This window comes from Arthrobacter sp. 05T420 (assembly GCF_056396305.1).
On the sequence record NZ_JBFTLG010000013.1, the window covers coordinates 140,854 to 162,562 of the forward strand.

The following is a 21,709-nucleotide window of genomic DNA, read 5'->3' on the forward strand; positions in this document are numbered from 1 at the left end:
ACGACGTTGTGATGCAACCGATGATAGACAGGGTAAACCGGAGCGGTCCGGCGTTACAAGAGTTTCTGTATACACAGCTCATCTTTTTCACCGCCGGTGGCCTGATTTGCTGGGCAAATCAGCCACGCGTGTATACACTGTTGATGTTCCACCGTTACAGAGCCGTCACCGAAGGGGGCAGGATGCGCGCCAGCGACAAGGCCTACGCGGCCCTCCGCGACGACATCATCGAATGGCGTCTCCTGCCCGGGACCGTGCTCGCGGAAGTCGAACAGTCGGAGCGCCTCGGCATTTCCCGCACCCCGCTGCGGGAGGCCCTGAGCCGGCTTACAGCCGAAGGCCTGACGACGACGGGCGGCCGCGGCGTCGTCGTGACCGACATTTCGCTGGACGACATCGACGAACTGTTCGAACTGCGCGAGACCCTCGAAGGCAGGGCCGCCGCCCTGGCCGCCGAGCGCGGAGACCCCGCGACGTTCGAACAGCTCCGGCGCGAGCTGCTCCAGGCCCCGGAGCTGATCGGTGGCCGGGATCCGGCCCTGCACGACTACTACGCGCTGGTCGGACGGCTGGATACGGCCATTGACGCCGCGATCTCCAACGCCTACCTCGTCCAGGCGATGCGAAGCCTCCGCGTCCACCTCGTGCGCGTCCGGCGCCTGGCCGCGGACGACGCCGCCCGGCTCACCGCCGCCGCCGCCGAGCACGCCGCCATCGCCGAGGCGATCGCCGCCGGTAACCCGCGGCTGGCCGAGGCCGCCACCACGCTTCACCTGCACCGCAGCCTTTCGCACGTCAAAGCCACCCATACACCTCAGCAAAGGGAGCACCATGGTTAAGGAACACCACGTCCGCGTTTACAAGAGCGAGGAAAACCTGGGCCGCGAGGACCAGCTCGCCTACAAGATCGCCAAGGTGGCCGCGGATCCCGTGGAGGTCACCGATGAGGTCACCGACATGGTGATCAACCGGATCATCGACAACGCCTCGGTGGCCATCGCGTCGCTGAACCGGGCCCCGATCGTCGCGGCCCGGGCCCAGGCCCTCACCCACGGCCCCAGCACCGGCGGCAAGGGCTCCAAGGTCTTCGGCATCGAGGAACGCGTCTCCCCCGAATGGGCCGCCTGGGCCAACGGCGTCGCGGTCCGCGAACTCGACTACCACGACACCTTCCTGGCCGCGGATTACTCGCACCCCGGCGACAACATCCCCCCGATCCTGGCCGTCGGCCAGCACGCCGGTTCCAGAGGCCAGGACCTGATCCGCGGCATCGCCACCGGCTACGAGATCCAGGTCAACCTGGTCAAGGCCATCTGCCTGCACAAGCACAAGATTGACCACGTGGCGCACCTCGGCCCGTCCGCCGCCGCCGGCATCGGCACCTTGTTGGGACTCGACGTCGAGACCATCTTCCAGTCCGTCGGCCAGGGGCTGCACACCACCACCGCCACCCGGCAGTCCCGCAAGGGCGAAATCTCCACCTGGAAGGCCCACGCCCCCGCGTTCGCCGGCAAAATGGCCGTCGAATCCGCGGACCGTGCCATGCGCGGCCAGACCTCCCCGGTGCCGATCTACGAGGGCGAAGACGGCGTGATCGCCTGGATGCTGGACGGCCCGGACGCCTCCTACACCGTGCCGCTGCCCGAGGCAGGCGAGGCCAAGCGGGCCATCATGGACACGTACACCAAGGAACACTCGGCCGAATACCAGGCCCAGGCGTGGATCGACCTCGCCCGCAAGCTCAACGGCGAACACCCCGAAGTCACGGACCCGGCCAACGTCGATTCCGTGCTGATCAAGACCAGCCACCACACGCACTACGTGATCGGCTCCGGCGCCAACGACCCGCAGAAGTACGATCCCACGGCCAGCCGCGAGACGCTGGACCACTCGATCCCGTACATTTTCACCGTCGCCCTGCAGGACGGTCGCTGGCACCACGTGGACTCCTACGCCCCGGAACGCGCCGCCCGCCCCGACACCGTGGAACTCTGGCACAAGGTCAGCACGGTCGAGGACCCGGAATGGACCCGGCGCTACCACTCCCTGGACATTGCCGAGAAGGCCTTCGGCGGCACTGTGGAGATCACGCTCACGGACGGCACCGTCATCACCGATGAGATCGCCGTCGCCGACGCCCACCCGCTGGGCGCCCGGCCGTTCGCGCGGGAGCAGTACGTGAACAAGTTCCGCACCCTCGCCGCCGGCCTGGTGGCCGACGAGGAGATCGAGCGCTTCCTCGCCGCTGCCGCCCGGCTCCCCAAGCTCGCCGCCGGCGAGCTGGACCAGCTGAATATCCAGGCGGCCGACGGCGTGATCGACCTCGCCGCGGCCCCGAAGGGACTCTTCTAATGTTGTATTCGAAGGTCACGCCGGAGCAGAAGCGGATCCGGTTCCGCGAACTCCTCGCCTCTGGCACGATTCAGCAGTTCCCCGGCGCGTTCAACCCGCTCTCGGCGCGGCTGATCGAGGAGAAGGGCTTCGCCGGGGTGTACATTTCCGGTGCAGTCCTCGCCAACGACCTCGGCCTGCCGGACATCGGCCTGACCACCCTCACCGAGGTGGCCACCCGCGCCGGGCAGATCGCCCGGATGACCGACCTGCCGGCAATCGTCGACGCCGATACCGGCTTCGGCGAGCCCATGAACGTGGCCCGTTCGGTCCAGGAGCTCGAGAACGCTGGCCTGGCCGGCTGCCACATCGAGGACCAGTTCAATCCCAAGCGCTGCGGCCACCTCGACGGCAAGAACGTGGTGGACCTGGACACCGCCACCAAGCGGATCCGGGCCGCGGCCGACGCCCGGCGCGACCCGAACTTCCTGATCATGGCCCGGACCGACATCCGCGCCACAGACGGCCTGCAGGCCACGCAGGAGCGCGCCCGGGCCCTCGTCGAGGCCGGTGCGGACGCGATTTTCCCCGAGGCGATGAAGGACCTGAGCGAGTTCCAGGCCATCCGCGACGCCGTCGACGTCCCCATTCTGGCCAACATGACCGAATTCGGCCAGAGTGCCCTGTTCACCGTGGAGGAATTGGCCGGCGTCGGCGTCAATATGGTGATCTATCCGGTGACGCTGCTCCGTAGTGCCATGGGCGCTGCGGAGCGTACTCTGGAATCGATTAAGGCCGACGGAACCCAGGAGGCACAGGTTGGGAGCATGCTGACCCGTGCGCGTTTGTACGATCTTGTTGATTATGAGGCTTACAACCGTTTCGACACCGGGGTGTTCAATTTCCAGATCCCCGGTAAGTAAGCCCACACAGAACCACCGGCTCGTGCCGGTACAGGCGTCAGAGACAAAGGAGTTTCAGCATGGCTGAACAGGACATCAAAAAGGGCCTCGCCGGCGTCGTGGTTGACTACACCGCGGTCTCCAAGGTCAACCCGGAGACCAACTCGCTGCTGTATCGCGGGTACCCCGTGCAGGAACTGGCCGCCAAGTGCAGCTTCGAGGAGGTCGCCTACCTGCTCTGGAACGGCGAACTGCCCACTCCAGACCAGCTGGCCGAGTTCACCGCCCGGGAACGTGCGGGCCGCGCCCTGGACCCGGTGGTCAAACAGGTGATCGACGCGCTGCCCACCACCGCGCACCCCATGGATGTGTGCCGGACCGCCACGTCGGTCATGGGAGCCCGGCACCCCTTGGCCGAGGATTCCTCGCGCGAAGCCAACCTGGCCAAGGCCGTCGACCTGTTCGCCGCGATGCCCGCCGTCGTGGCTTACGACCAGCGCCGCCGTCATGGCCAGGATGTGGTGGAGCCTCGCGAGGATCTGGGCTACGACGCGAACTTCCTCTGGATGACCTTCGGTGAGGAGGCCGTCCCCGAGGTGGTTGACGCGTTCAACGTCTCCATGATTTTGTACGCCGAGCACTCTTTCAATGCCTCCACCTTCACGGCCCGGGTGATCACCTCCACGCTCTCGGACCTGCACTCGGCCGTGACCGGCGCCATCGGCGCCCTCAAGGGCTCGCTGCACGGCGGTGCGAACGAGGCCGTCATGCACACCTTTGACGAGATCGGCATCCGGACTGAGGAGTCATTGGAAGAGGCTCACGTCCGGGCCAAGGCCTGGATGGAAAACGCCCTGGCCCACAAGAAGAAGGTCATGGGCTTCGGCCACCGCGTCTACAAGCATGGCGACTCCCGGGTCCCCACCATGAAGTCGGCCCTGGACAAGATGATCGCGCACTACGGCCGGCCCGAGCTGCTGGGCCTCTACAACGGGCTCGAGACGGCGATGGACGAGGCGAAGGGCATCAAACCGAACCTCGACTATCCGACCGGACCCACCTACCACCTCATGGGCTTCGACACGGCGACGTTCACTCCCCTGTTCGTCGCCAGCCGCATCACCGGCTGGACGGCGCACATCATGGAGCAGCTGGATTCGAACTCCCTGATCCGACCGTTGAGCGAGTACAACGGCGTCGAGGAACGGCACCTGGCCTAAGAGGGCCCTCTGCGGCAGAAACGCCAGCAAGCAAAGGCGCGGGCCGGCCACCTTTGAAGGTGGACGGCCCGCGCCCTTTGCTGCCGTGCGTAGCCTGCTAGCCCTCGTTGATCTTCAGCGAGGTAATCATCCGCTTTGCATTCAGGTACTCCGGGGTCTTCATGTAGGCCCGGGCTGCGTCCAACGAAGGGAACGTCTTGGCTCCCTTGTGCGTGGGATTTTCCTCCGAGCCCCCCACATTGACCTGGAAAGCATCGGCGAAGGAGAACAGCGGCGACTCGGGCGGCCCGGTGACTACGTTATAGAACATGCAGGTGCTGCCGTTCTGGCCGGCCGGAGTATCGGTTAGTCCGTAGGACGCCGTGACGCGGTCCTTTTCCTGGAGTGCCCGGAAGGCAAACCTCGGCGTGACAGAGCCCTTGGCGGGCTGGTGCGGAAGATCCACTTCTGCCGAATCAAGCACCGTATAGGGAACGGCGCCCTGGCACGCGCCGCCGATCCCTCCGGACGGTCCGAAATGCAGGGATGCCACCACCACAGCGGCCTCGTTCGCCACGTCAACATCGACCCCACCGGAACCCCCGGAGACGTCGGTGACACGCCAGGCGGCCGGGTAGTCGAAACTGACCTTCGAATCGGCGCTGGTAAAGGTCAGCCAGGCCCCGGCGGACGGTGCCGGGGCAGCCGCAGCAGACGTTGGGGAGGACGACGGCGATACGGGCGCCGACGTCGCAGCGTCCGGCGACGGCGTCGCCGTGAGGGCAGTGGACGCTGTCGATGTGATCACTGCGGCCGTCGAGGCGGCCGCGGGAGTCCGGTCAACGGATCCCATGTTTCCGGCCACGGCAACTCCGCCAGCCACGGCCACCACGGCGAGGGCAACGACGGCGGCCGCCCACGGCCAGTGCCGGCGTGACGCGGCGTCCTTGGACGGCTCCTCGTCCCAGGGATCCCTACCCGGAAGGTCGTGATTGTTTGAGTCCATGCCTTGCCCCCAAAATTGCCCGTGTGCCGCTCGCAGGTGTGCGATGGAAGTGCGTGGATCGCCGCGGCGCGATGTTCGAACCTCAGGCTACCGGTCAGGCCGCGGCATTGCCCGCAACACGATTTCGAGTCGCGGAAACCGGCGGCGCGGGAGCCCTGTTCACCGCTGCGTGGAGGGATACCGGACTGACGCGACGGTCTCGTTGTCCTCGTTGAGGACCACGACGACGTCGATCGTTCCGCCTGCCAGCGCTGGGGGCAGCCAGTGCGCCGCATCCTGCCACATCCGCTCCAGCGGCAACGACCCGGAGTCGAACCACTCGGGCGTGATTTCCGGGCTCTCTGCAGGTTCGCCGTCCCACCGCCGCGTGGTGAAGAGCCGGCACGACATGTTCCACTCAGGCCTGGCGGGGAAGATGAACTCGACGAGGCCGGCGTGGGTCAAGTCCTCTTGGAGCACCACGATGCCGGCCTCTTCCCAAACTTCGCGGACCACGGCCTCGGCGTCGCTTTCTCCCGGCTCTACGTGGCCGCCGATGCCCACGATCTTGCCGATGCCGAAACCGGTCCTCTTCATGCCCAGCAGCACCTCGGTGCCGGTCTCCGCGTCACGGAGCGGGAAGCAAAGAGTGACAGGCGTGAGCTTCATGTGCTCCAGCCTATAGCTGCCGCTGGCTGCCGAGGCTATCCGGCTGCAGGACCATCGCCCACAAGCTGTGGCCGCAGTTCGACCGGAATCCCCTTGTCCGCGAATTCCTTGTCCATGGCCTGCTGCGGGGTGAGTCCCTGGTTGTTCGTGGCTTGGAACTCCCAGTTGTATACGCTGGACCACTCCTGCCGGACATCGCAGAGGAATCGGCCGTTCTGCAGTTTGGCGATCTTGAACCAGGCGTTGCCGCCATCGAGCTGGAGTGCCCGGATCCCGTCACCGGAAATGGAGTAGGCGATCCATCCGCCGGCGCAGCCCAGCACCGTGTAATAGTGCCGTTCAACGGCGGGTACTGCCTTGATAGCCCGAACTTGGTCATTGCGTTGCTGGTCGACGTTGGCCATGGTGCACGCGACGCCGCCGGTGCTCAAGGCTCCGGCTGCGGTACTCGCTTGAGTGGGAGTGGCGGCAGGAGCGGCAGTGGAGGGGCGTGGGGAATCGGGCGAGGGGCTGGCGGAGGCAGTCGGCGTTGGGATGCCCGTCTGGGCCGGTCCGGGCGCCGGTTGCGGCATCAGATGGCCGCCGACAACCACTGCGCCAACCACAGCTGCAGCGGCCAGCACAGTTGCGGCCGTAGCCCGCACGGCATTGCGACGTGCCGGAGTGCGCCCTGCCAAACGAACAAGGTCCGGATCCGTGGAAAAGGCAATCGATCGGGCAGAGTCGCCTTCCGGCGCCGCGTCTGGAGCTCCCACCCGAGGTTTTGCGTCCTTCATGAGCTGTTCGATGCGGTCCATGGCTAGTCCTTCCGTTCGGTCATGAGATATGAGGGCGCAGCTTTCGCGAACGCCCGGCGTGCCCGGTGCAGGCGGACCGCAGCGGCGGAAGAAGAACATCCCAGCATCTGCGCCAGTTCAGCGATGGTCAGCTCGTCCCAGTAGCTGAGCATGAGGACCTCGCGGTCCCGCTCCCTGAGCTGCACCAGCACATCTGCCACGGCCGCCCCTTCTCCACCGTTTGAGGCGGGGACTTGGGTGCGGGCCTCCTCTTTCAGCCTGTCAATAAGTTCCTGACGGCGTCGCCGGCCTTTGTACTCATTGCCGATCACGTTCCGGGCCGTAGCCAACAGCCAGCCAATGCCGGGCGGTTCCGACAGCTCCTTTTCCCAAGCAATTCTGAAGACGTCCGCAGCTAGTTCCTCGGCGCGGTGCCGGTCACTGATACGGCAGGCAATGTAGCGGTATACCCGCGCGGAGTGCTGGGTGTGCAGATCAATGAACGCTTGCTCTTTGGCAGCCAACATGGTGGTTCCCCCGGACATCGATGACTTCCCTTCTAGATGTCTAAGTGTCCAGTGAAAGGTATTTTCTTACACGGGTCAGCAAAAAAGTTCGCAGGAACGAGATTTCTGGCGCATGTTGTGAGGTCCACCACGCTCCGCGAGCCGCGCTCCCGAACGCACCGCTACTCTCGGCGAACTGCACGTATCCACTGGGCTGGATGCTTACTCTCATTTGCTTCCTGAGGAGTTCTTCTCACGTCGGTCGTCTGAGAATCATGTTCCAGACACCGCCCAATCCGTGCCGTGGAAAGACTTTCACTCACTCGCAATTGCGTGAGCCAACATCCGCCCGGACAGAGTTCTCCAACGAGGCGGACCTGGCGGCCGAAAGGTCGCAAGCAGAGCAGCTTGAAATGCGAGGGGACGCAATGGCTGAGGGCGTAAATCCAAGTCTCCGCCTCAGTGGCACTTCCCCTCAAGCCCGAAAGAACGCCAGCTCTCGCTACGAGTCACAATCCACACCAACAAAAAGTCTGGCGAAATTATCCGGCCGAACGGCCCCCTACTGGTCGATCAGGCTGGTTAGAGAAGGCAGTCTTCCAACGAGGGAATTCCCAAGGGCTCGGACCAGCGCGGATCACCTGTGTCCGCGGCGGAGAAATCGTCCCAGACCGTGAAGGCATGCCAGTCCGGAAAGGGGTCCGGCGGCAGTTCCAGTCCGGGATCCTCATCCGGAAGCGGCTCCAATTCGCCATGACGTCCCGGACCTGCGGTCAGGCCAAGGACCGCGGGCAGTCCATCGTCTGGGCTTTCGTCCGTGGCCGGGATGTCGTCCGGCCATTCGGGTGGTTCCCAGTCCTGGTGTTCGCTGGGGTAGTGCCGTCCGGACGGTGAGGTCCAGCCCGGCGGGTGGTCCTTGCTGGCCCCGGACGGTGTCCAGGCGGAGCCGTGTTTGAGGCGGTGGTGCTTTGGGCAGGGCTGGCCCAAGTTGGAGATGCCGGTGGTGCCGCCGTCGGCCCAGGCCAGCAGGTGGTCCGCCTCGTTGTCCAAAGAGTGGTTGCCGCAGCCGGGGAAGGGGCACCTGCCGTCGCGGAGCCGGAGCCAGTGCCGCTGGGCCCTCGTGAGACGGTAGCTGGTCCGGCCGATTTCCAGCGGGGCTCCGTCCCGGGGGTCGGTCAGGACCCGGTAGAAGGACCCGGCGCCGTCGGCGATCAGCCGGCGGGCCATGGACGGCGGGATCGGCCCGTACCCGTCCAGGGTCGCCGGTTCCTCGGTGACGCCCAGGAGCGAAAGGACCGGGACGGTGACCAGGACCTGCGCCCGCGGCGACGGAACACCCCCGACGAAACTCGCACCCAAGCCCGTTCCGCCTGCCGCCAGTCCGCCGCTGGCGCTTCCACAGCCGGCGCCGGCTGTGCCCCCGCCGGGGCTCCCGCCGCTGGCCGTTCCGCTGCCGCCACTGCCGCTGTCGGCGGTGCCGCCACTGCCGGGGCCGGTGCCATGGCTGGTGAGCAGCCAGGTGGCGGTGATGTCGGCGCGGAGCTGGCTGAGGGTCCGGGCCTCGTCCGGGCCTTGAAGGGCGCGGGCGGCGGCGGTGGTCCGTTCCCAGATCCCCGCGGCGGTGTCGGCCGGGAGGTGGGCGGAGAGCCAGGCCATGCCGTCCCGGTCCGGGAGGTAGTCGACCCGCCGGTCCTCGGCGCTCTTGGTGTGGCGTTCTTCGATGCTGACCGGGTGGTGGCGTTCGCGCCAGGCGCGGGCCTTGGCCCGGAACCGGGACGGCACGAGGTCCCCGGCCTCGCAGCCGCGGGCCGGGTTGGGTGCTTCGGGGTCCAGGAAGTGCGCTTCGAGGCCGGCCGCTCCGGCGGGATCCAATTCGCTGGTTTCGTCGATGATGATCCGGGCGTGCTGCCAGGAGATCGTCCCGGCCTGCAGGGCGGCCAGGGTCAGCGGCAGCGCCGTGGTCAGTGCCCGGGAATCGGACAGGAGGGCGCCGGCGGTTCGTTCGCTCACGGTCAGCACACAGGCGAGCTCGGCGACCAGCGCCATTCCCTGGGCGGTGCGGTCCTGCGGGGACGGCGCCGGCGGCGCCAGGGCCACGGTCGCCCGCGCGTAGTCGGCGGCCAGCCGCACCTTCAGCGCCGCGGTCCGGGCCTCCATCCGGCCACCTCGGCGAGCCCGTCCAGGCACCCGTCCGCCCGGCTCCGCAACGGATCCGCATTACACAGCGGATCGGCGCCGGGCGCATCGGACCTGCCAACGCCGGCGCGTGTCAGCGCAGCAAGCTCGGCAGCGGACGCGGCGACGGCCTCCAGGGCCGCCCTGCTCTCCGCGCTCCAGGTTTCCGCGCTCCATGCTGCGCTGCTTTCCATACCCCAATCAAATCAGGAGCCACCGACATTTTTGCCGAAACCAGCCGCGGTGCAGTCGCACGATCGACTCTGGCCGAGGTTGCCCTCGTCAGCTGGCCGGGTCGTATTGGAACTGCCGGAGCTCTTGCGAGCAGCGGCAGGCGGCGGCAATCTTCGCGGCCCACTCAAGTGCCGCCTCCCGCGAGGGCAGCTCGAGAACGGTGTAGCCGCCGTTGGGCACCTTGTGGCCTGGGTACGTGCCCTCGGTGACAGTGCCGTCACCGGCCACGAGCACCGGGTCCACGTCCTCATCGATCCCGCCGCCGAAGACGTACACGCCCGCCGCCTTGGCCTCGTCGATGACGGCATGCGAGGCTTCGACCACCGCCTCGAAGTCCTCCTCAGGGAAATCCATGGCCTCACCGGGAAACGAGATCAGGTACTTCGTCATTCGAGGACTCCTCTGCTCCGGCGGCTGCTCCTGCGGCGCCATCCGTCGGCTCTTCTCTGCGGCCCCGCTCTGGTGCCCGGCTCGATTATGGCTCAGGCGCCCGGCATATGGTCAAGGTAGAGCCTCGCGACCCGTCGAAGCCGGCGACGTCACTCTTTGTGAGGAGGAAGTCTCTGGGCAGCAGCGGCTTAGCCCAGGGCGCGCGGGTGCGCGGCGGCGTAGATCTCCCGCAGCGTATCGGCCGTCACCTGGGTGTAGACCTGCGTGGTGGTTACCGAGGCGTGCCCCAGCAGTTCCTGGACCACCCGGACATCGGCACCGCCCTCAAGCAGGTGGGTGGCGAAGGAGTGCCGCAGGGTGTGCGGGGAAACGTCTTTGGTGATGTTGGCCTTGTCCGCCGCCGCCTTCAAAATGGTCCAGGCGCTTTGACGGCTGATCCTGCCGCCGCGGGCGTTGAGGAACAGGGCAGGGGTGCCCTTGCCCTTGGCTGCCAGCAGGGGCCGGCCGCGCACGAGGTAGGCGTCGAGGGCGCGGGCCCCGTAGGAGCCGAGCGGGACGAGGCGTTCCTTGGAGCCCTTGCCGAACAGCCTGACGATCGCCGGCCCATCGGCTTCGCCGGCCTGCTCGGGCGTGTGCAGGGAGATGTCGTCGACGTCCAGGCCCACGGCTTCGCTGATGCGGGCACCGGTGGAATAGAGGAACTCAAGCAGCGCGCGGTCGCGCAGGCCGGTTGCTGTGTCCGTGCCGGCCGCCTCGAGGATCCGGGTGACCTCGTCCACGCTGATGGCCTTGGGCAGCCGCTTGCCGGGCATGGGCGGGTGGACGTCGCTGGCTGGGTCGGTGGGCGTGACGCCTTCGAGGGCCCAGAACTTGTGGAGTCCGCGCACGGCCACCACCGTCCGTGCCGCCGAGCGGATGCCCAGGGCGGAGCCGCCGTCAGACCCGTCGGAGAGGGCCTGGACGAAGCCGGTGACGTCGTGCCGGGTGATCTCGGTGGGACGTTCCCGGCCCGCGTGGGCAAGGTGCCGGGCGTAGCGGGCCAGGTCCCGCCGGTAGGCCGAGAGGGTGTTGGCCGCAAGTCCGCGTTCCACGCCCATGTGCTGCAAATAGTCAGTTATTGCGCGGTCTATCGCTGTGAGCCGCCGGGCGGGCGGCGGTTCGGGAGTGGCTGCCTCCGGTTGCGCAGGGTCCGGAAGTTCAGCAGAGTCCGGAAGTTCAGCAGGATCCGGAAGTTGCGCAGAGGCCGAAAGTTGTGCCGGGGCCGGAGGCTCGGCAGTCAGCGCATCGGTCATTGGCGCTGGCTGGGATGGGCAGGCCAAGGCGCGTCGGCCGGGCGGAGGCTTTCGAAGTTGTCGCCGCGGGCGGCGGCAGCGGCCAGCACGCCGACGACGGCGGACGGGTTGTGCAGGCGTCCGTCAAGGACCGCCCGCACGGCCTCGTCCAGCGGGGTCCAGTGCAGTTCGATTTCGGCTTCCTCATCGGTGCGCACGTGCCGCTCATGTCCGGGCACCTCGCTCAGGCCGCGGGCCAGGTAGATGCGGATGGCCTCGCTGGAGGATCCCGGGGAGTTGAAGAAGTCCGCCAGCACGTTCCAACGGTCCGCCACGAGATCCGCTTCCTCCGCCAGTTCGCGGGCGGCGCCAATGACGAAGTCCTCCCCCTCGACGTCCAGCAGCCCGGCGGGGATCTCCCAGAGGTCCATGCCGACGGGGTGCCGGTACTGCCGGAGCAGCAGCACGTCGCCGGCGTCGTTCATCGGAAGAATGGCCACCGCACCGGGGTGGTCAATGTAGTCCCGGACCAGGGTGTCGCCGTCGTCGCTGAGCTGGAAACTGTCGCTGACGACGTCCCAGATCCTGCCTTCGTAAACCTTCCGGGAAGACAAAAGACGGCGCGGGCTCGGCTCATCCGAAACCTGCCGTGCAGCATTGGGGGTCTCAGACATACCGGGCATCGCGCCGTCCTTTGATTCAGTTGGAAATTACTTGGACACTGCTGCCGACGAGGGCTTCGGCGCAGCAGCCGGAGCATCGGCCTTGGCGCTGGCGCTGATACTTGCAGAGGGCGCGGCGTCGGCGGCCCGCTGGTGCCCCAGGGCAGCCTCGATCAGGCCCGCGAACAGCGGGTGAGGGCGCGTGGGCCGCGAGCTGAGCTCGGGGTGCGCCTGCGTGGCTACGTAGTACGGGTGGACTTCGCGGGGAAGTTCCACGAACTCGACCAGCTTGCCATCGGGCGACGTTCCAGAGAACGACAGGCCCTTGGCGGCAATCTGATCGCGGTACTTGTTGTTGACTTCGTAGCGGTGGCGGTGCCGTTCGCTGACCTTTGTGGCGCCGTAGGTCTCGGCGACGACGGAGCCTTCGTCAAGCTTGGCTTCGTACAGGCCCAGGCGCATGGTGCCGCCGAGGTCGCCCTTGCCGTCGACGATGTCCAACTGCTCCTCCATCGTGGCGATGACGGGGTACTTGGAGTCCGGCTCGAATTCGGACGAGGACGCTCCCTCGAGGCCGACCACGTTGCGGGCGTACTCGATCACCATGCACTGCAGGCCCAGGCAAAGGCCCAGGACCGGGAGCTTGGTTTCGCGGGCGTACTTCAGGGCGCCGAGTTTGCCTTCGAGGCCGCGGATGCCGAAGCCGCCCGGAACGCAGATGGCGTCGACGCCCGCCAGGGACTGCACAGCGCCCTCGCGGGTTTCGCATTCGTCAGAGGGGACCCAGCGGATCTTGACCTTGGTGTCGTTGGCGAAGCCGCCGGCACGCAGGGCTTCGGTGACGGACAAGTAAGCGTCCGGCAGATCGATGTACTTGCCCACCAGCGCGATCTCAACTTCGTGCTTCGGGTTGTGGACGGCGTCGAGCAGCTTGTCCCAGCTGGTCCAGTCCACATCCTTGAACGGCAGGTCCAGGGCGCGTACGATGTACGAGTCCAGGCCCTGGGAGTGCAGGGTCTTCGGGATGTCGTAGATGCTCGGTGCGTCCGGGCAGCCGATCACGGCGTCGATGTCGACGTCGCACATGCGGCCGATCTTGTCGCGCATCGGCTGCGGAACTTCGCGGTCCGACCGGATCACGATTGCCTCCGGCTGGATGCCGATGGAGCGCAGCGCGGCGACGGAGTGCTGCGTCGGTTTGGTCTTCAGCTCCTGCGACGGGCCGATGTACGGCACGAGGGATACGTGGAGGAAGAAGACGTTCCCGCGGCCGATGTCCTGGCGGACCTGGCGGGCGGATTCAAGGAACGGCTGGGACTCGATGTCGCCCACCGTGCCGCCGATTTCGGTGATGATCACGTCCGGGGCGTTCTTACCCTCGGCGGGAAGCCGCATGCGCCGCTTGATCTCATCGGTGATGTGCGGGATGACCTGGACGGTGTCGCCAAGGTATTCGCCGCGGCGTTCCTTGGCGATGACGGTCGAGTAGACCTGGCCGGTTGTGACGTTGGCCGATCCTTCGAGGTTTTCATCGAGGAAGCGCTCATAGTGGCCGATGTCCAGGTCCGTTTCGGCGCCGTCGTCAGTGACGAAGACTTCGCCGTGCTGGAAGGGGTTCATCGTGCCCGGATCCACGTTCAGATAAGGATCGAGCTTTTGCATTGTTACAGACAGACCGCGTGCCCGCAGGAGGTGGCCGAGGCTCGAAGCCGTCAGTCCCTTACCGAGCGAGGACGCTACACCACCGGTGACGAAGATGTGTTTGGTCGTCTTGGACGAGCCCGGAAACCGGGAATTTACACGAGAGTTTGATCGCTGCACCACGGGGTTTGAGCTTATCATCAATTCGGCCTTCCACGGGCTCCTTGGCGGGATCCCGATGTGATTGTTGTCCTAGTAGCGGTCCCTGCGGGAATCCTTGCGGACGTCCCTGCCGGGCCGCTCAGATTTGTGGCAGCAGTTTGGCGTCGTCCAGCAGCTCCTGTGCGTGCGCCTGGGCTGATTCCGAGTCCTCCTGGCCCGCCAGCATGCGGGCCAGCTCGCGGACGCGCTCTGACTCGTCCAGCAGCTGCACGTCGCTGGAGGTGAAGCCCGTGGCGGTAGCGCCGTCGGCGCCCCGCACGGAGGTCTTGGTGACCCTGATGTGCTGGTTCGCGAACGCGGCCACCTGCGGGAGGTGGGTCACCACGAGGACCTGAACGTGCTGGGCCAGCATCGCCAGCCGGCGCCCGATCTCGACGGCGGCCCGGCCGCCCACGCCGGCGTCGACCTCGTCGAAGACGAACGTCGGGACGGGATCGACGGCGGCCAGCACCACCTCGATGGCGAGCATGACTCTGGAGAGTTCACCGCCCGACGCGCCCTTGCCCAGCGGCCGGGCCGGCGCGCCGGAGTGCGGCTGCAGCAGGAAGGAGACCTCATCGGCCCCGAACGGCCCCAGCTGGGCTGCGGACTCCACGTTGATGACCAGGGTGGCGTCGGCCATGGCCAGTGCGGTCAGCTCGGCACTGACCCGTGCGGAGAGGTCCTTGGCGGCCTTCGTGCGCGCCTTGCTGATCGCGGCGGCCTTCTTCCGGAGCTCGGCTTCGGCCCGGGCCACCTCGGCGTCCAGCGATTCGATCCGGGTGGAGTCGTCCTGCAGTTCCTCGTGCCGGGCCCGGGCGGCCTCGGCCCAGACCAGCACCTCGTCGATGCTCGGCGCGTACTTGCGGACCAGCTTGGCCAGAGAAGCCCGGCGGTCCTCGATCTCGGCGAGCCGCTCCGGCCCCTCCGTGTCCAGGGCGGCCTGGTAGCTGGCGAGCTCCGCGGCGATGTCGTTGAGCAGGAAGCCGACCTCGGCCAGGCGCGCCGCGGCTGAGCCCAGCTCCTCGTCGTGTTCGGCCACATGCTCCAAGGTGCGCTTGGCGGCGTCCACCAGGGTGGTGGCGTCGGCTTCTTCGCCGAAGTCCTCGGCGATGAGCGCCTGGTGGGCTGCACTGGCCGCGATGCGCAGTTCCTCGACGTTGGCCAGTTTCACGGCCTCGGCCTTGAGGGAATCGTCCTCCCCCGGCTGCGGGTCCACGGCGTCGATCTCGGCCAGCGCAGCCTGCAGCGACTCGGCCTCGCGGAGGCGTTCACGGGCGGCACTGCGCAAGGCGTCCAGCTCGCCCTGGCTGGCATGCCAGTGGGCATAGAGGGCCTGATAGGCGGCCAGCGTGCCCGCAAAACTCTCGCCGGCGAATTTGTCCAAGGCGCCGCGCTGCGCCACCGGGCTCTTGAGCCGGATCTGGTCCGACTGCCCGTGCACCACCACGAGAGTTTCGCCGATTTCGGCCAGCACCCCGACCGGCGCGGCGCGTCCGCCCAGGTACGCACGGCTGCGGCCGTCGGCGCCGACGCTGCGGGCAAGCAGCAGTTCCACACCGCCGTCGAACTCCTCAACCTCCGCCCCGGCCTCGCGGGACCGCACGACGGCGGCGTGCCCGGCGTCGAGCTTCAGCACGGCTTCCGCGGAGGCGCTCTTCGCCCCGCTACGGACTGCGCCGGCGTCGGATCTGGCACCGAGGAGCAGGCCGACGGCGGTGACCACCATGGTCTTGCCGGCACCGGTTTCACCGGTCACCACGCTGAGGCCCGGGCCCAGCGGCAGGGTGGCGTCGGTGATGACGCCGAGGTCGCGGATACGCAGTTCTTCAAGCATGGTTCACTTCTCGGTTGAGGGATCAGTCGAGGGATCGGGGGCGTCACCGGGTTCCGAGTGGCGCGGCGAGGGCAGCGGCGGCATGGGGCGGGGCGTGCGGATGATCGGGATGGGTCCGGTGTGGATCGCCTCGGCCTGCGGCATGGGGCCGCGCCAGCCCTGGATCGGGAGCTCGAACTTGCGCACCAGCCTGCCGGAGAAGGGGGTCTGACGCAGTCTGGCCAGCCGCACGGGCGTCGCGGAGCGAGTCACTTCAACGCGCGCGCCGGGCGGCAGATCCACCGAGCGGCGGCCGTCGCACCAGAGGACGCCCTGGGCGTCGGTCCGATTCAGGATCTCGACCGCGAGCCTGGACCGGGGCGAGACCACGAGCGGCTTCGCGAAGAGGGCATGGGCACTGATCGGCACGATCAGGAGGGCCTCAACCTCGGGCCACACCACAGGACCGCCGGCGGAAAACGCGTAGGCCGTGGAGCCGGTGGGCGTGGCCAGGACCACGCCGTCGCAACCGAAGGAGGTCAGGGGGCGTTCGTCGACTTCCGTGACCACCTCCAGCATCCGTTCCCGGTTGCCTTTCTCGATCGCGGCCTCGTTAAGGGCCCAGGTGTGCCAGATCTTCTGTCCGCGGACCCAGACCTGGACGTCGATCGTCATGCGCTCTTCCACCGTGTAGTCGCGGCTGGCGATCCACTCGACGGTTTGGGCGAGGTCGGCCCGCTCGCTCTCGGCCAGGAACCCCACGTGGCCGAGGTTGACCCCGAGCAGTGGCACGTCGACTTCGCGGACCAGCTCGGCAGCGCGGAGGATGGTGCCGTCCCCGCCCAGCACCATGACGAGTTCCACCTCTGGCAGCTTCACGTGGTCGTGGAGGACCTCGACGGGGTGGTCGAGCCGGCCGAAGAAGCGGACCATGTCCCCGAGCTCGTTCTCCTGCAGCACAGGGACCAGCCCGGATTCGTGCAACAGGGCACACGCTTCCCAGGCAGCCTTGAGGGATTCCTCGCGCCCTGTGTGGGCAAGGATGAGGACACGCCTGCTCATCGGGTTCCGCCTTCTGGTGGTACTAGTGGTTCGGCCAGATTGTTCCGAGCAACGCAGCAACGGCTGCGTCCCGCTCCTCGATCTTAGGCGGGACTTCCGACATCGCGCGTTTTATCCACAGGAAGTATTCGACATTGCCGTCCTGGCCCGGCAACGGACTCTGGGCGAGCCCTTTCAATTCGAGCCCCGCGTCCGCGGCGGCAGCTGCCACCTTGCCCACGGCCATCCGGCGTTCCCGTTCCGAGGTAACCACCCCGGTCCGGCCCAGGCGGTCCTTGCCGATCTCGAATTGTGGCTTGACCATGAGGACGAGGTCGCCGCCGGGCTCGGTACAGGCCCTGAGCGGCGCCACCACAAGGGTCAGCGAGATGAAGGACAGGTCCGCCACCGTCAACGCGGCCAGCCCGCCGATTTCCGCGGGCGTCATGTACCGGACGTTGAGTCCTTCGTGCACGGCAACGCGGGCGTCGTTCCGGATTTCCGGCACCAGTTGGCCGTGCCCAACGTCCACAGCCACCACGTGGGCGGCTCCGCGCCGTAGCAGGACGTCCGTGAACCCCCCGGTGGAGGCACCGGTGTCGAGACACCGTTTGCCCGCGACGTCGACGGCGGGAAAGGCATCCAGCGCGCCGGCCAGCTTGTGCCCGGCACGGCTGACGTAGCCGTCCTCGGCGGAGGCCGTGACGTCCAGCGGGGCGTCATCCGGGATTTGCAGTGATGCCTTGGCGAGGACCTCGCCGCCGGAGCTGACCTTGCCCTCGGAAATCAGCCGGGCGGCATGCGTCCGGGACCTCGCCAGCCCCCGGCCGACGAGCGCTTGGTCCAGCCGGCTCACGATCCCCCGTCCCCCGCCGCATGGATCCGGCGCGCCACGCCGGCGTGGCCGGCCACGTCCTCGTTCAGGGCCTCCAGCAGTGCGTCGTGCATGCCTGCATAAACTTCTCCGTGCTCGGACACGGGCGTTTGCCGCAGAGCCGCCAGACGGTCCAGCACAACGCTGACGGCCTGGTCCTGGACGTTTGCGCGCTGTCCTTGCGTCTGCTGTTCTTGTGCCGCGGGCCCGGACGGTTCTGCCGAGAGCTGCCGCGACGCCAGGTCAGGCCAGGTGACGTCGGCCGCAAGGTCCGGCGCCTCCGCCTCAGCTGGCAGCTGGTTTAGGGCCTGGTTCAGCGCGGGGTTCAGCGCAGAGTCTGGTTGCTGGTTTAGCTCGGTCATGTCTCCAGCCTAGTGATCGAGCCACTCGAGGACCGGAGCCAAGGCGCTGGTCGTCTCAGGGTTCGCGGCCCACCAGGCCGAACAGGCGGCACGCCATGAATCGAGGTCGGCGGGGTCGCCGCTGATGTGGACGGACTGCCCCCGTACGATCGCCGAGGCCGCGCCGCTGCTGAACCGGCCGGCGTCGTGCTCCACGGCAGGGTACGGCGCGTAGAGGCCGGTCAGGTCATTGATGAGGAAATCGGGGCGTTCCATCGACTTTGCGGCGAGGATCGATTCCCTGGTGTCCACTCCGGTCAGCACGGCCACCGTGGCGAAGCCGGCGTTGTTGCCGCCCAGGATGTCGGTGTCCAGCCGGTCACCGACCACCAGCGGCCGGTCCGAGGCCAGCCGCTTGGCGGCGGTGTGGAACAGCGGCGCCTCAGGTTTGCCCGCCACGAGCGGGCTCTTGCCCGTCGCGGCCGCCACGGCGGCCACGAGCGTCCCGTTGCCGGGGGCAATGCCACGCGCCTGGGGAATGGACCAGTCCATGTTGGTCGCCACCCAGAGCGCCCCGCCGGCGACGACGTACGACGCCTCCGCGAGGTCCTTCCACCCAATGTCCGGGCTAAAGCCCTGCACGACGGCGACCGGGTCATCCTCCGCGCCGCGGACGGGGACCAGGCCAACAAGCTCAATTTCCTGGGCCAGCGCGGCGCTGCCCGTGATCAGCACGTGTGCCCCGGCCGGCAGCAGCGAGGCCAGCAGCGCTGCCGCCGCCTGCGAGGAACTCACCACCTGATGGTCCTCGGCGGGGGCGCCGAGATCGCGCAGATGCTGCGCTACCTGCGCCGGAGAACGAGATGCATTGTTGGTGACGTAGCCCAGCCCGACGCCGACACCGGCCAGCCGGCGCAGCGACTCGACGGCGCCGGGGATGGCATGGGCGCCGGCATAGACGACGCCGTCGAGGTCGGAGAGCAGGGCATCAAAGGTGGAAATCAGGGCGGTATCCGTCATTCGGCTAGTCCTCCACACGTTCACGCTGGGCAGTCTCTGAGTCGTCAAGGAGTTCCTGCTCCGCTTCAGCCGTCGGCTCCCCCTCGGATTCAGCGTCCGCTTCGGAGTCAGCTTCTCCATCGGCGTCATCGAGCACGTCGGCCTCCACCGAATCCTGGTCGGACTCGGCGTCGTCGGACTCGAAGTAGTCAGCCTCGGCGTCGTCGGCGCTGTTGTCGATGGCATTGTCGTCGATCGCGTCATCGTCGGTCGCGTTCAGGCCAGCTGCTGTGCCGGCGGCTTCTGCCGCGGCGGCAGCACTGGCGGCACGCGGGGAGCGCTCTTCAGTTCCGGCGTGCATGTCGGCATTCTCCTGCGCACGGAGGCGGCGCTGCCGATCCTCCTCGCGGGCCTCTTCTTCCTCGTCCCAGCCGAGATCGATGATGTCGGGTTCCTCGTCCTCCCCGAGGCCCAGCGCGTTCTCGGCCACGATGGCCTGGCGTTGCCACTTGCCGGCTTCGGCGCCGCGGCCGGCTCCCGTCAGAGCGTCAGCGTAGGCGCGGAACAACCGAGGGCTGTAGGAGAAGGCGCGGTTGATGTCCAACTGCGGGATTTCCAGCTCGGAAACCGCGGCGTCGAGCTGCCCCAGGTCGGTGCGGGCACCGGCGGCCACGATGGCCAGCTCCACCTTGCCGGGGGCGTCGAGATCCTTGGCTTCGTCGGACCGGGCCATGTCCAGGGCACGGTCCGGGCGGCCCAGGCCCCGCTCGCAGTCGGCCATGACCGGCAGGTGCATGTTGGAGCCGCTGATCCGGCGGTAGGTGCGGAATTCCCGGAGGGCTTCACCATAGTGGCCGGCTGCATAGGCCGTCAGGCCAACAGCCTCGCGGACGGATGCAAGGCGTCCGCCGCGGCGGCTGGCCGCCAGGGCGTGCTGGAAGGCAAGCTCCGGCTCTTCGTCCAGAAGCCGTCCTGCCATGACGAGGTGGCGGGCCACCCATTCGGCGCTGGTGCCTTCGAGAGTCTTGATCTGGTGCTGGGTGGCGCGGTCAAGTTCCTTGCCCGTGACGTCCTCGTCGATCTGCGGTGAGCGCTCCCGGTCCGGACGGTTGGCGCTGCGGAGATCGCGTGCATTGGGCACCCGCACCGGACGGTCTTCCGGGCGGTCCTGCCCGTACTGGCGGGGGCCTGAGTCGCCACGGTCAAAGCTCCGTGCCGGACGGTCCTCGCGGTTGCCGAACGGCTTGCGGTTCTCGCCACCGCTGTACGGCTTGCGGTCACGGTCGCCACCGAAGCTGCGCTGCCCCCCGCCTTCACGCGGAGCGCGGTCACCATAGGGCTTACGGTCACCGTAGGACGGGCGGCTGTCGCCACCGCTGTACGGCTTGCGATCGCCACCGCCGAAGCTGCGCTGGCCGCCACCTTCACGAGGGGCACGATCACCATACGGCTTACGCTCGCCGCCAGCCCCGCCACCGCTGTACGGCTTGCGGTCACCATAGGACGGGCGGCTGTCGCCACCGAAGCTGCGCTGGCCACCGCCTTCACGGGGGGCACGATCACCATACGGCTTACGCTCGCCACCGGCGCCGCCACTGCTATACGGCTTGCGATCGCCGCCACCGAAACTACGCTGATCCCCGCCCTCACGGGGAGCGCGGTCACCATACGGCTTACGCTCACCGCCGGCGCTGTAGGGCTTGCGGTCACCATAGGACGGGCGGCTATCGCCACCGAAGCTGCGCTGGCCGCCACCTTCACGCGGGGCACGGTCACCATACGGCTTACGCTCACCGCCGGAGCCACCGCCGCTGTACGGCTTACGCTCACCCCCGGCGCCACCGCCGCTGTACGGCTTACGCTCACCCCCGCTGTACGGCTTACGCTCGCCGCCGCCCTCACGCGGAGCACGATCCCCATACGGCTTGCGGTCACGGTCTTCCCTGGAACGGAACCCACGGGGATCGCCGCCCGAGTTGCTCGTGCCGCGGAAAGGGGCTCCACCGGAACTGCGTCCGCCAGAGTTGTCGGGGGCCTTGCCGCCGCGGTTGCCATCATTGTGCTCAGCCATGCTGGGATTCCTCCTGTTGAGAGCTGACCACTGGCGCAATCGCAGCCGCTCTGTTCCGTGTTTCGTTTCCTACGCAACCCGAAATCAAGCGCTTCGAAGTCCGTACATCTCCCCCAATTCTAGGCGAGCAACCGGCCACCGGCTAACGGCATCACCTCAATAGGGCCTGCGGTGGGAAGTGTCACAACCTCCTGCACCGCCTCTGTCCGCAGTGGGCTGCTGACGAGGCGTGTCTGGTGACTGAGGTCCAGTCTGGGGCTTAAATGCGCAAGGACCCCCGAAGTGGTTGGGGGTCCTCGACCGTCAATGGTGTTCGTCTGGTGACCTGCAGTGAGGCGCCCCTGCGGCGAGGCTCCCCCGCGTATGGGGGCGACGGCGGCGCCCGGTTCGTCGGCGGTTCTTGTCCAACTGGCTGGCAGCAGGGGCCGTTCTGGGCCTCCAAAACGGCCCCTGCTGCGGGTCAGTTGTGAAGTGCCGTTAAATGCGGGAGGACCCCCAACGTGGTTGGGGGTCCTCGACCGTTAATGGTGTTCCGGCGGTGACCTACTCTCCCACACCCTCCCGGGTGCAGTACCATCGGCGCTGTGGGTCTTAGCTTCCGGGTTCGGGATGGGACCGGGCGTTT

General features: G+C 67.5%; 18 protein-coding genes, 1 rRNA gene and 1 pseudogene. 4 read left to right on the forward strand and 16 right to left on the reverse strand.

Annotated elements, in window-relative coordinates; genetic code table 11:
• Positions 1–182: 182 nt before the first annotated feature.
• Genes AC1DEM_RS14020 through AC1DEM_RS14035 form a run of 4 tightly spaced genes read left to right on the forward strand, consistent with a single transcriptional unit; the run spans position 183 to position 4,453 of the window.
• A complete protein-coding gene (locus AC1DEM_RS14020; protein WP_476884927.1) occupies positions 183–839 on the forward strand; it encodes a GntR family transcriptional regulator in 657 nt (218 codons plus the stop codon).
• Positions 832–2,352, forward strand: coding sequence for an MmgE/PrpD family protein (locus tag AC1DEM_RS14025; RefSeq protein ID WP_476884928.1), 1,521 nt, complete (start codon positions 832–834; stop codon positions 2,350–2,352). Before AC1DEM_RS14020 ends, AC1DEM_RS14025 begins: the two co-directional genes overlap by 8 nt.
• Entirely contained in the window at positions 2,352–3,254 is a 903-nt protein-coding gene (gene prpB, locus AC1DEM_RS14030; protein ID WP_476884929.1) for a methylisocitrate lyase, read from the forward strand. The genes AC1DEM_RS14025 and prpB overlap by 1 nt, the downstream gene beginning before the upstream one ends.
• A gap of 59 nt (positions 3,255–3,313) precedes the next feature.
• Entirely contained in the window at positions 3,314–4,453 is a 1,140-nt protein-coding gene (locus AC1DEM_RS14035) for a bifunctional 2-methylcitrate synthase/citrate synthase (RefSeq protein WP_476884930.1), read from the forward strand.
• 97 nt (positions 4,454–4,550) lie between these two features.
• Here the strand turns inward: AC1DEM_RS14035 and AC1DEM_RS14040 are convergent, their stop codons facing one another.
• The 16 genes and pseudogenes from AC1DEM_RS14040 to rrf form a co-directional block, all read right to left on the reverse strand.
• On the reverse strand, positions 4,551–5,438 hold the full coding sequence (locus AC1DEM_RS14040; RefSeq protein WP_476884931.1) for a hypothetical protein: 888 nt from the start codon (positions 5,436–5,438) through the stop codon (positions 4,551–4,553).
• A gap of 159 nt (positions 5,439–5,597) precedes the next feature.
• Positions 5,598–6,086 carry an 8-oxo-dGTP diphosphatase gene (locus AC1DEM_RS14045; protein WP_476884932.1) on the reverse strand — a complete coding sequence of 163 codons (489 nt, stop codon included), beginning with the start codon at positions 6,084–6,086 and terminating at the stop codon, positions 5,598–5,600.
• A 35-nt stretch (positions 6,087–6,121) separates the two neighbouring features.
• Positions 6,122–6,883 (reverse strand): hypothetical protein, encoded by a 762-nt coding sequence (locus AC1DEM_RS14050; RefSeq protein ID WP_476884933.1) that lies wholly within the window; start codon positions 6,881–6,883, stop codon positions 6,122–6,124.
• A gap of 2 nt (positions 6,884–6,885) precedes the next feature.
• Positions 6,886–7,389, reverse strand: a complete 504-nt coding sequence (locus AC1DEM_RS14055) for an RNA polymerase sigma factor (RefSeq protein ID WP_476884934.1) — start codon at positions 7,387–7,389, stop codon at positions 6,886–6,888.
• Between the two features lie 561 nt (positions 7,390–7,950).
• A pseudogene (locus AC1DEM_RS14060) lies at positions 7,951–9,737 on the reverse strand (HNH endonuclease signature motif containing protein).
• Between the two features lie 88 nt (positions 9,738–9,825).
• Positions 9,826–10,167 carry a YciI family protein gene (locus AC1DEM_RS14065; protein WP_476884935.1) on the reverse strand — a complete coding sequence of 114 codons (342 nt, stop codon included), beginning with the start codon at positions 10,165–10,167 and terminating at the stop codon, positions 9,826–9,828.
• Between the two features lie 188 nt (positions 10,168–10,355).
• Positions 10,356–11,297 carry a site-specific tyrosine recombinase XerD gene (gene xerD / locus AC1DEM_RS14070; RefSeq protein WP_476884950.1) on the reverse strand — a complete coding sequence of 314 codons (942 nt, stop codon included), beginning with the start codon at positions 11,295–11,297 and terminating at the stop codon, positions 10,356–10,358.
• A gap of 158 nt (positions 11,298–11,455) precedes the next feature.
• On the reverse strand, positions 11,456–12,121 hold the full coding sequence (locus AC1DEM_RS14075) for an NUDIX domain-containing protein (RefSeq protein WP_476884936.1): 666 nt from the start codon (positions 12,119–12,121) through the stop codon (positions 11,456–11,458).
• A 27-nt stretch (positions 12,122–12,148) separates the two neighbouring features.
• Complete coding sequence (locus tag AC1DEM_RS14080; RefSeq protein ID WP_476884937.1) at positions 12,149–13,942, reverse strand: CTP synthase; 1,794 nt, start codon at positions 13,940–13,942, stop codon at positions 12,149–12,151.
• Positions 13,943–14,042: 100 nt separating this feature from the next.
• Positions 14,043–15,779: a DNA repair protein RecN gene (gene recN / locus AC1DEM_RS14085; protein ID WP_476884938.1), complete on the reverse strand. Its 1,737-nt coding sequence runs from the start codon at positions 15,777–15,779 to the stop codon at positions 14,043–14,045.
• A 3-nt stretch (positions 15,780–15,782) separates the two neighbouring features.
• Positions 15,783–16,820 carry an NAD kinase gene (locus AC1DEM_RS14090; RefSeq protein ID WP_476884939.1) on the reverse strand — a complete coding sequence of 346 codons (1,038 nt, stop codon included), beginning with the start codon at positions 16,818–16,820 and terminating at the stop codon, positions 15,783–15,785.
• Positions 16,821–16,842: 22 nt separating this feature from the next.
• On the reverse strand, positions 16,843–17,655 hold the full coding sequence (locus AC1DEM_RS14095) for a TlyA family RNA methyltransferase (protein ID WP_476884940.1): 813 nt from the start codon (positions 17,653–17,655) through the stop codon (positions 16,843–16,845).
• Entirely contained in the window at positions 17,652–18,035 is a 384-nt protein-coding gene (locus AC1DEM_RS14100) for a hypothetical protein (protein WP_476884941.1), read from the reverse strand. Before AC1DEM_RS14100 ends, AC1DEM_RS14095 begins: the two co-directional genes overlap by 4 nt.
• A 9-nt stretch (positions 18,036–18,044) precedes the next feature.
• Entirely contained in the window at positions 18,045–19,034 is a 990-nt protein-coding gene (locus tag AC1DEM_RS14105; protein ID WP_476884942.1) for an HAD-IIA family hydrolase, read from the reverse strand.
• A 4-nt stretch (positions 19,035–19,038) separates the two neighbouring features.
• Positions 19,039–21,084 carry a tetratricopeptide repeat protein gene (locus AC1DEM_RS14110; RefSeq protein WP_476884943.1) on the reverse strand — a complete coding sequence of 682 codons (2,046 nt, stop codon included), beginning with the start codon at positions 21,082–21,084 and terminating at the stop codon, positions 19,039–19,041.
• Positions 21,085–21,614: 530 nt separating this feature from the next.
• Positions 21,615–21,709, reverse strand: a 5S ribosomal RNA gene (gene rrf, locus AC1DEM_RS14115); the annotation flags it as partial.

Coding starts and splice junctions, on each gene's coding strand:
- AC1DEM_RS14020 (WP_476884927.1), top strand. CDS start 183: ATGCGCGCCAGCGACAAGGCCTACGCGGCCCTCCGCGACGACATCATC.
- AC1DEM_RS14025 (WP_476884928.1), top strand. CDS start 832: ATGGTTAAGGAACACCACGTCCGCGTTTACAAGAGCGAGGAAAACCTG.
- prpB (WP_476884929.1), top strand. CDS start 2,352: ATGTTGTATTCGAAGGTCACGCCGGAGCAGAAGCGGATCCGGTTCCGC.
- AC1DEM_RS14035 (WP_476884930.1), top strand. CDS start 3,314: ATGGCTGAACAGGACATCAAAAAGGGCCTCGCCGGCGTCGTGGTTGAC.
- AC1DEM_RS14040 (WP_476884931.1), bottom strand. CDS start 5,438: ATGGACTCAAACAATCACGACCTTCCGGGTAGGGATCCCTGGGACGAG.
- AC1DEM_RS14045 (WP_476884932.1), bottom strand. CDS start 6,086: ATGAAGCTCACGCCTGTCACTCTTTGCTTCCCGCTCCGTGACGCGGAG.
- AC1DEM_RS14050 (WP_476884933.1), bottom strand. CDS start 6,883: ATGGACCGCATCGAACAGCTCATGAAGGACGCAAAACCTCGGGTGGGA.
- AC1DEM_RS14055 (WP_476884934.1), bottom strand. CDS start 7,389: ATGTTGGCTGCCAAAGAGCAAGCGTTCATTGATCTGCACACCCAGCAC.
- AC1DEM_RS14065 (WP_476884935.1), bottom strand. CDS start 10,167: ATGACGAAGTACCTGATCTCGTTTCCCGGTGAGGCCATGGATTTCCCT.
- AC1DEM_RS14075 (WP_476884936.1), bottom strand. CDS start 12,121: ATGCCCGGTATGTCTGAGACCCCCAATGCTGCACGGCAGGTTTCGGAT.
- AC1DEM_RS14080 (WP_476884937.1), bottom strand. CDS start 13,942: ATGATAAGCTCAAACCCCGTGGTGCAGCGATCAAACTCTCGTGTAAAT.
- recN (WP_476884938.1), bottom strand. CDS start 15,779: ATGCTTGAAGAACTGCGTATCCGCGACCTCGGCGTCATCACCGACGCC.
- AC1DEM_RS14090 (WP_476884939.1), bottom strand. CDS start 16,820: ATGAGCAGGCGTGTCCTCATCCTTGCCCACACAGGGCGCGAGGAATCC.
- AC1DEM_RS14100 (WP_476884941.1), bottom strand. CDS start 18,035: ATGACCGAGCTAAACCAGCAACCAGACTCTGCGCTGAACCCCGCGCTG.
- AC1DEM_RS14105 (WP_476884942.1), bottom strand. CDS start 19,034: ATGACGGATACCGCCCTGATTTCCACCTTTGATGCCCTGCTCTCCGAC.
- AC1DEM_RS14110 (WP_476884943.1), bottom strand. CDS start 21,084: ATGGCTGAGCACAATGATGGCAACCGCGGCGGCAAGGCCCCCGACAAC.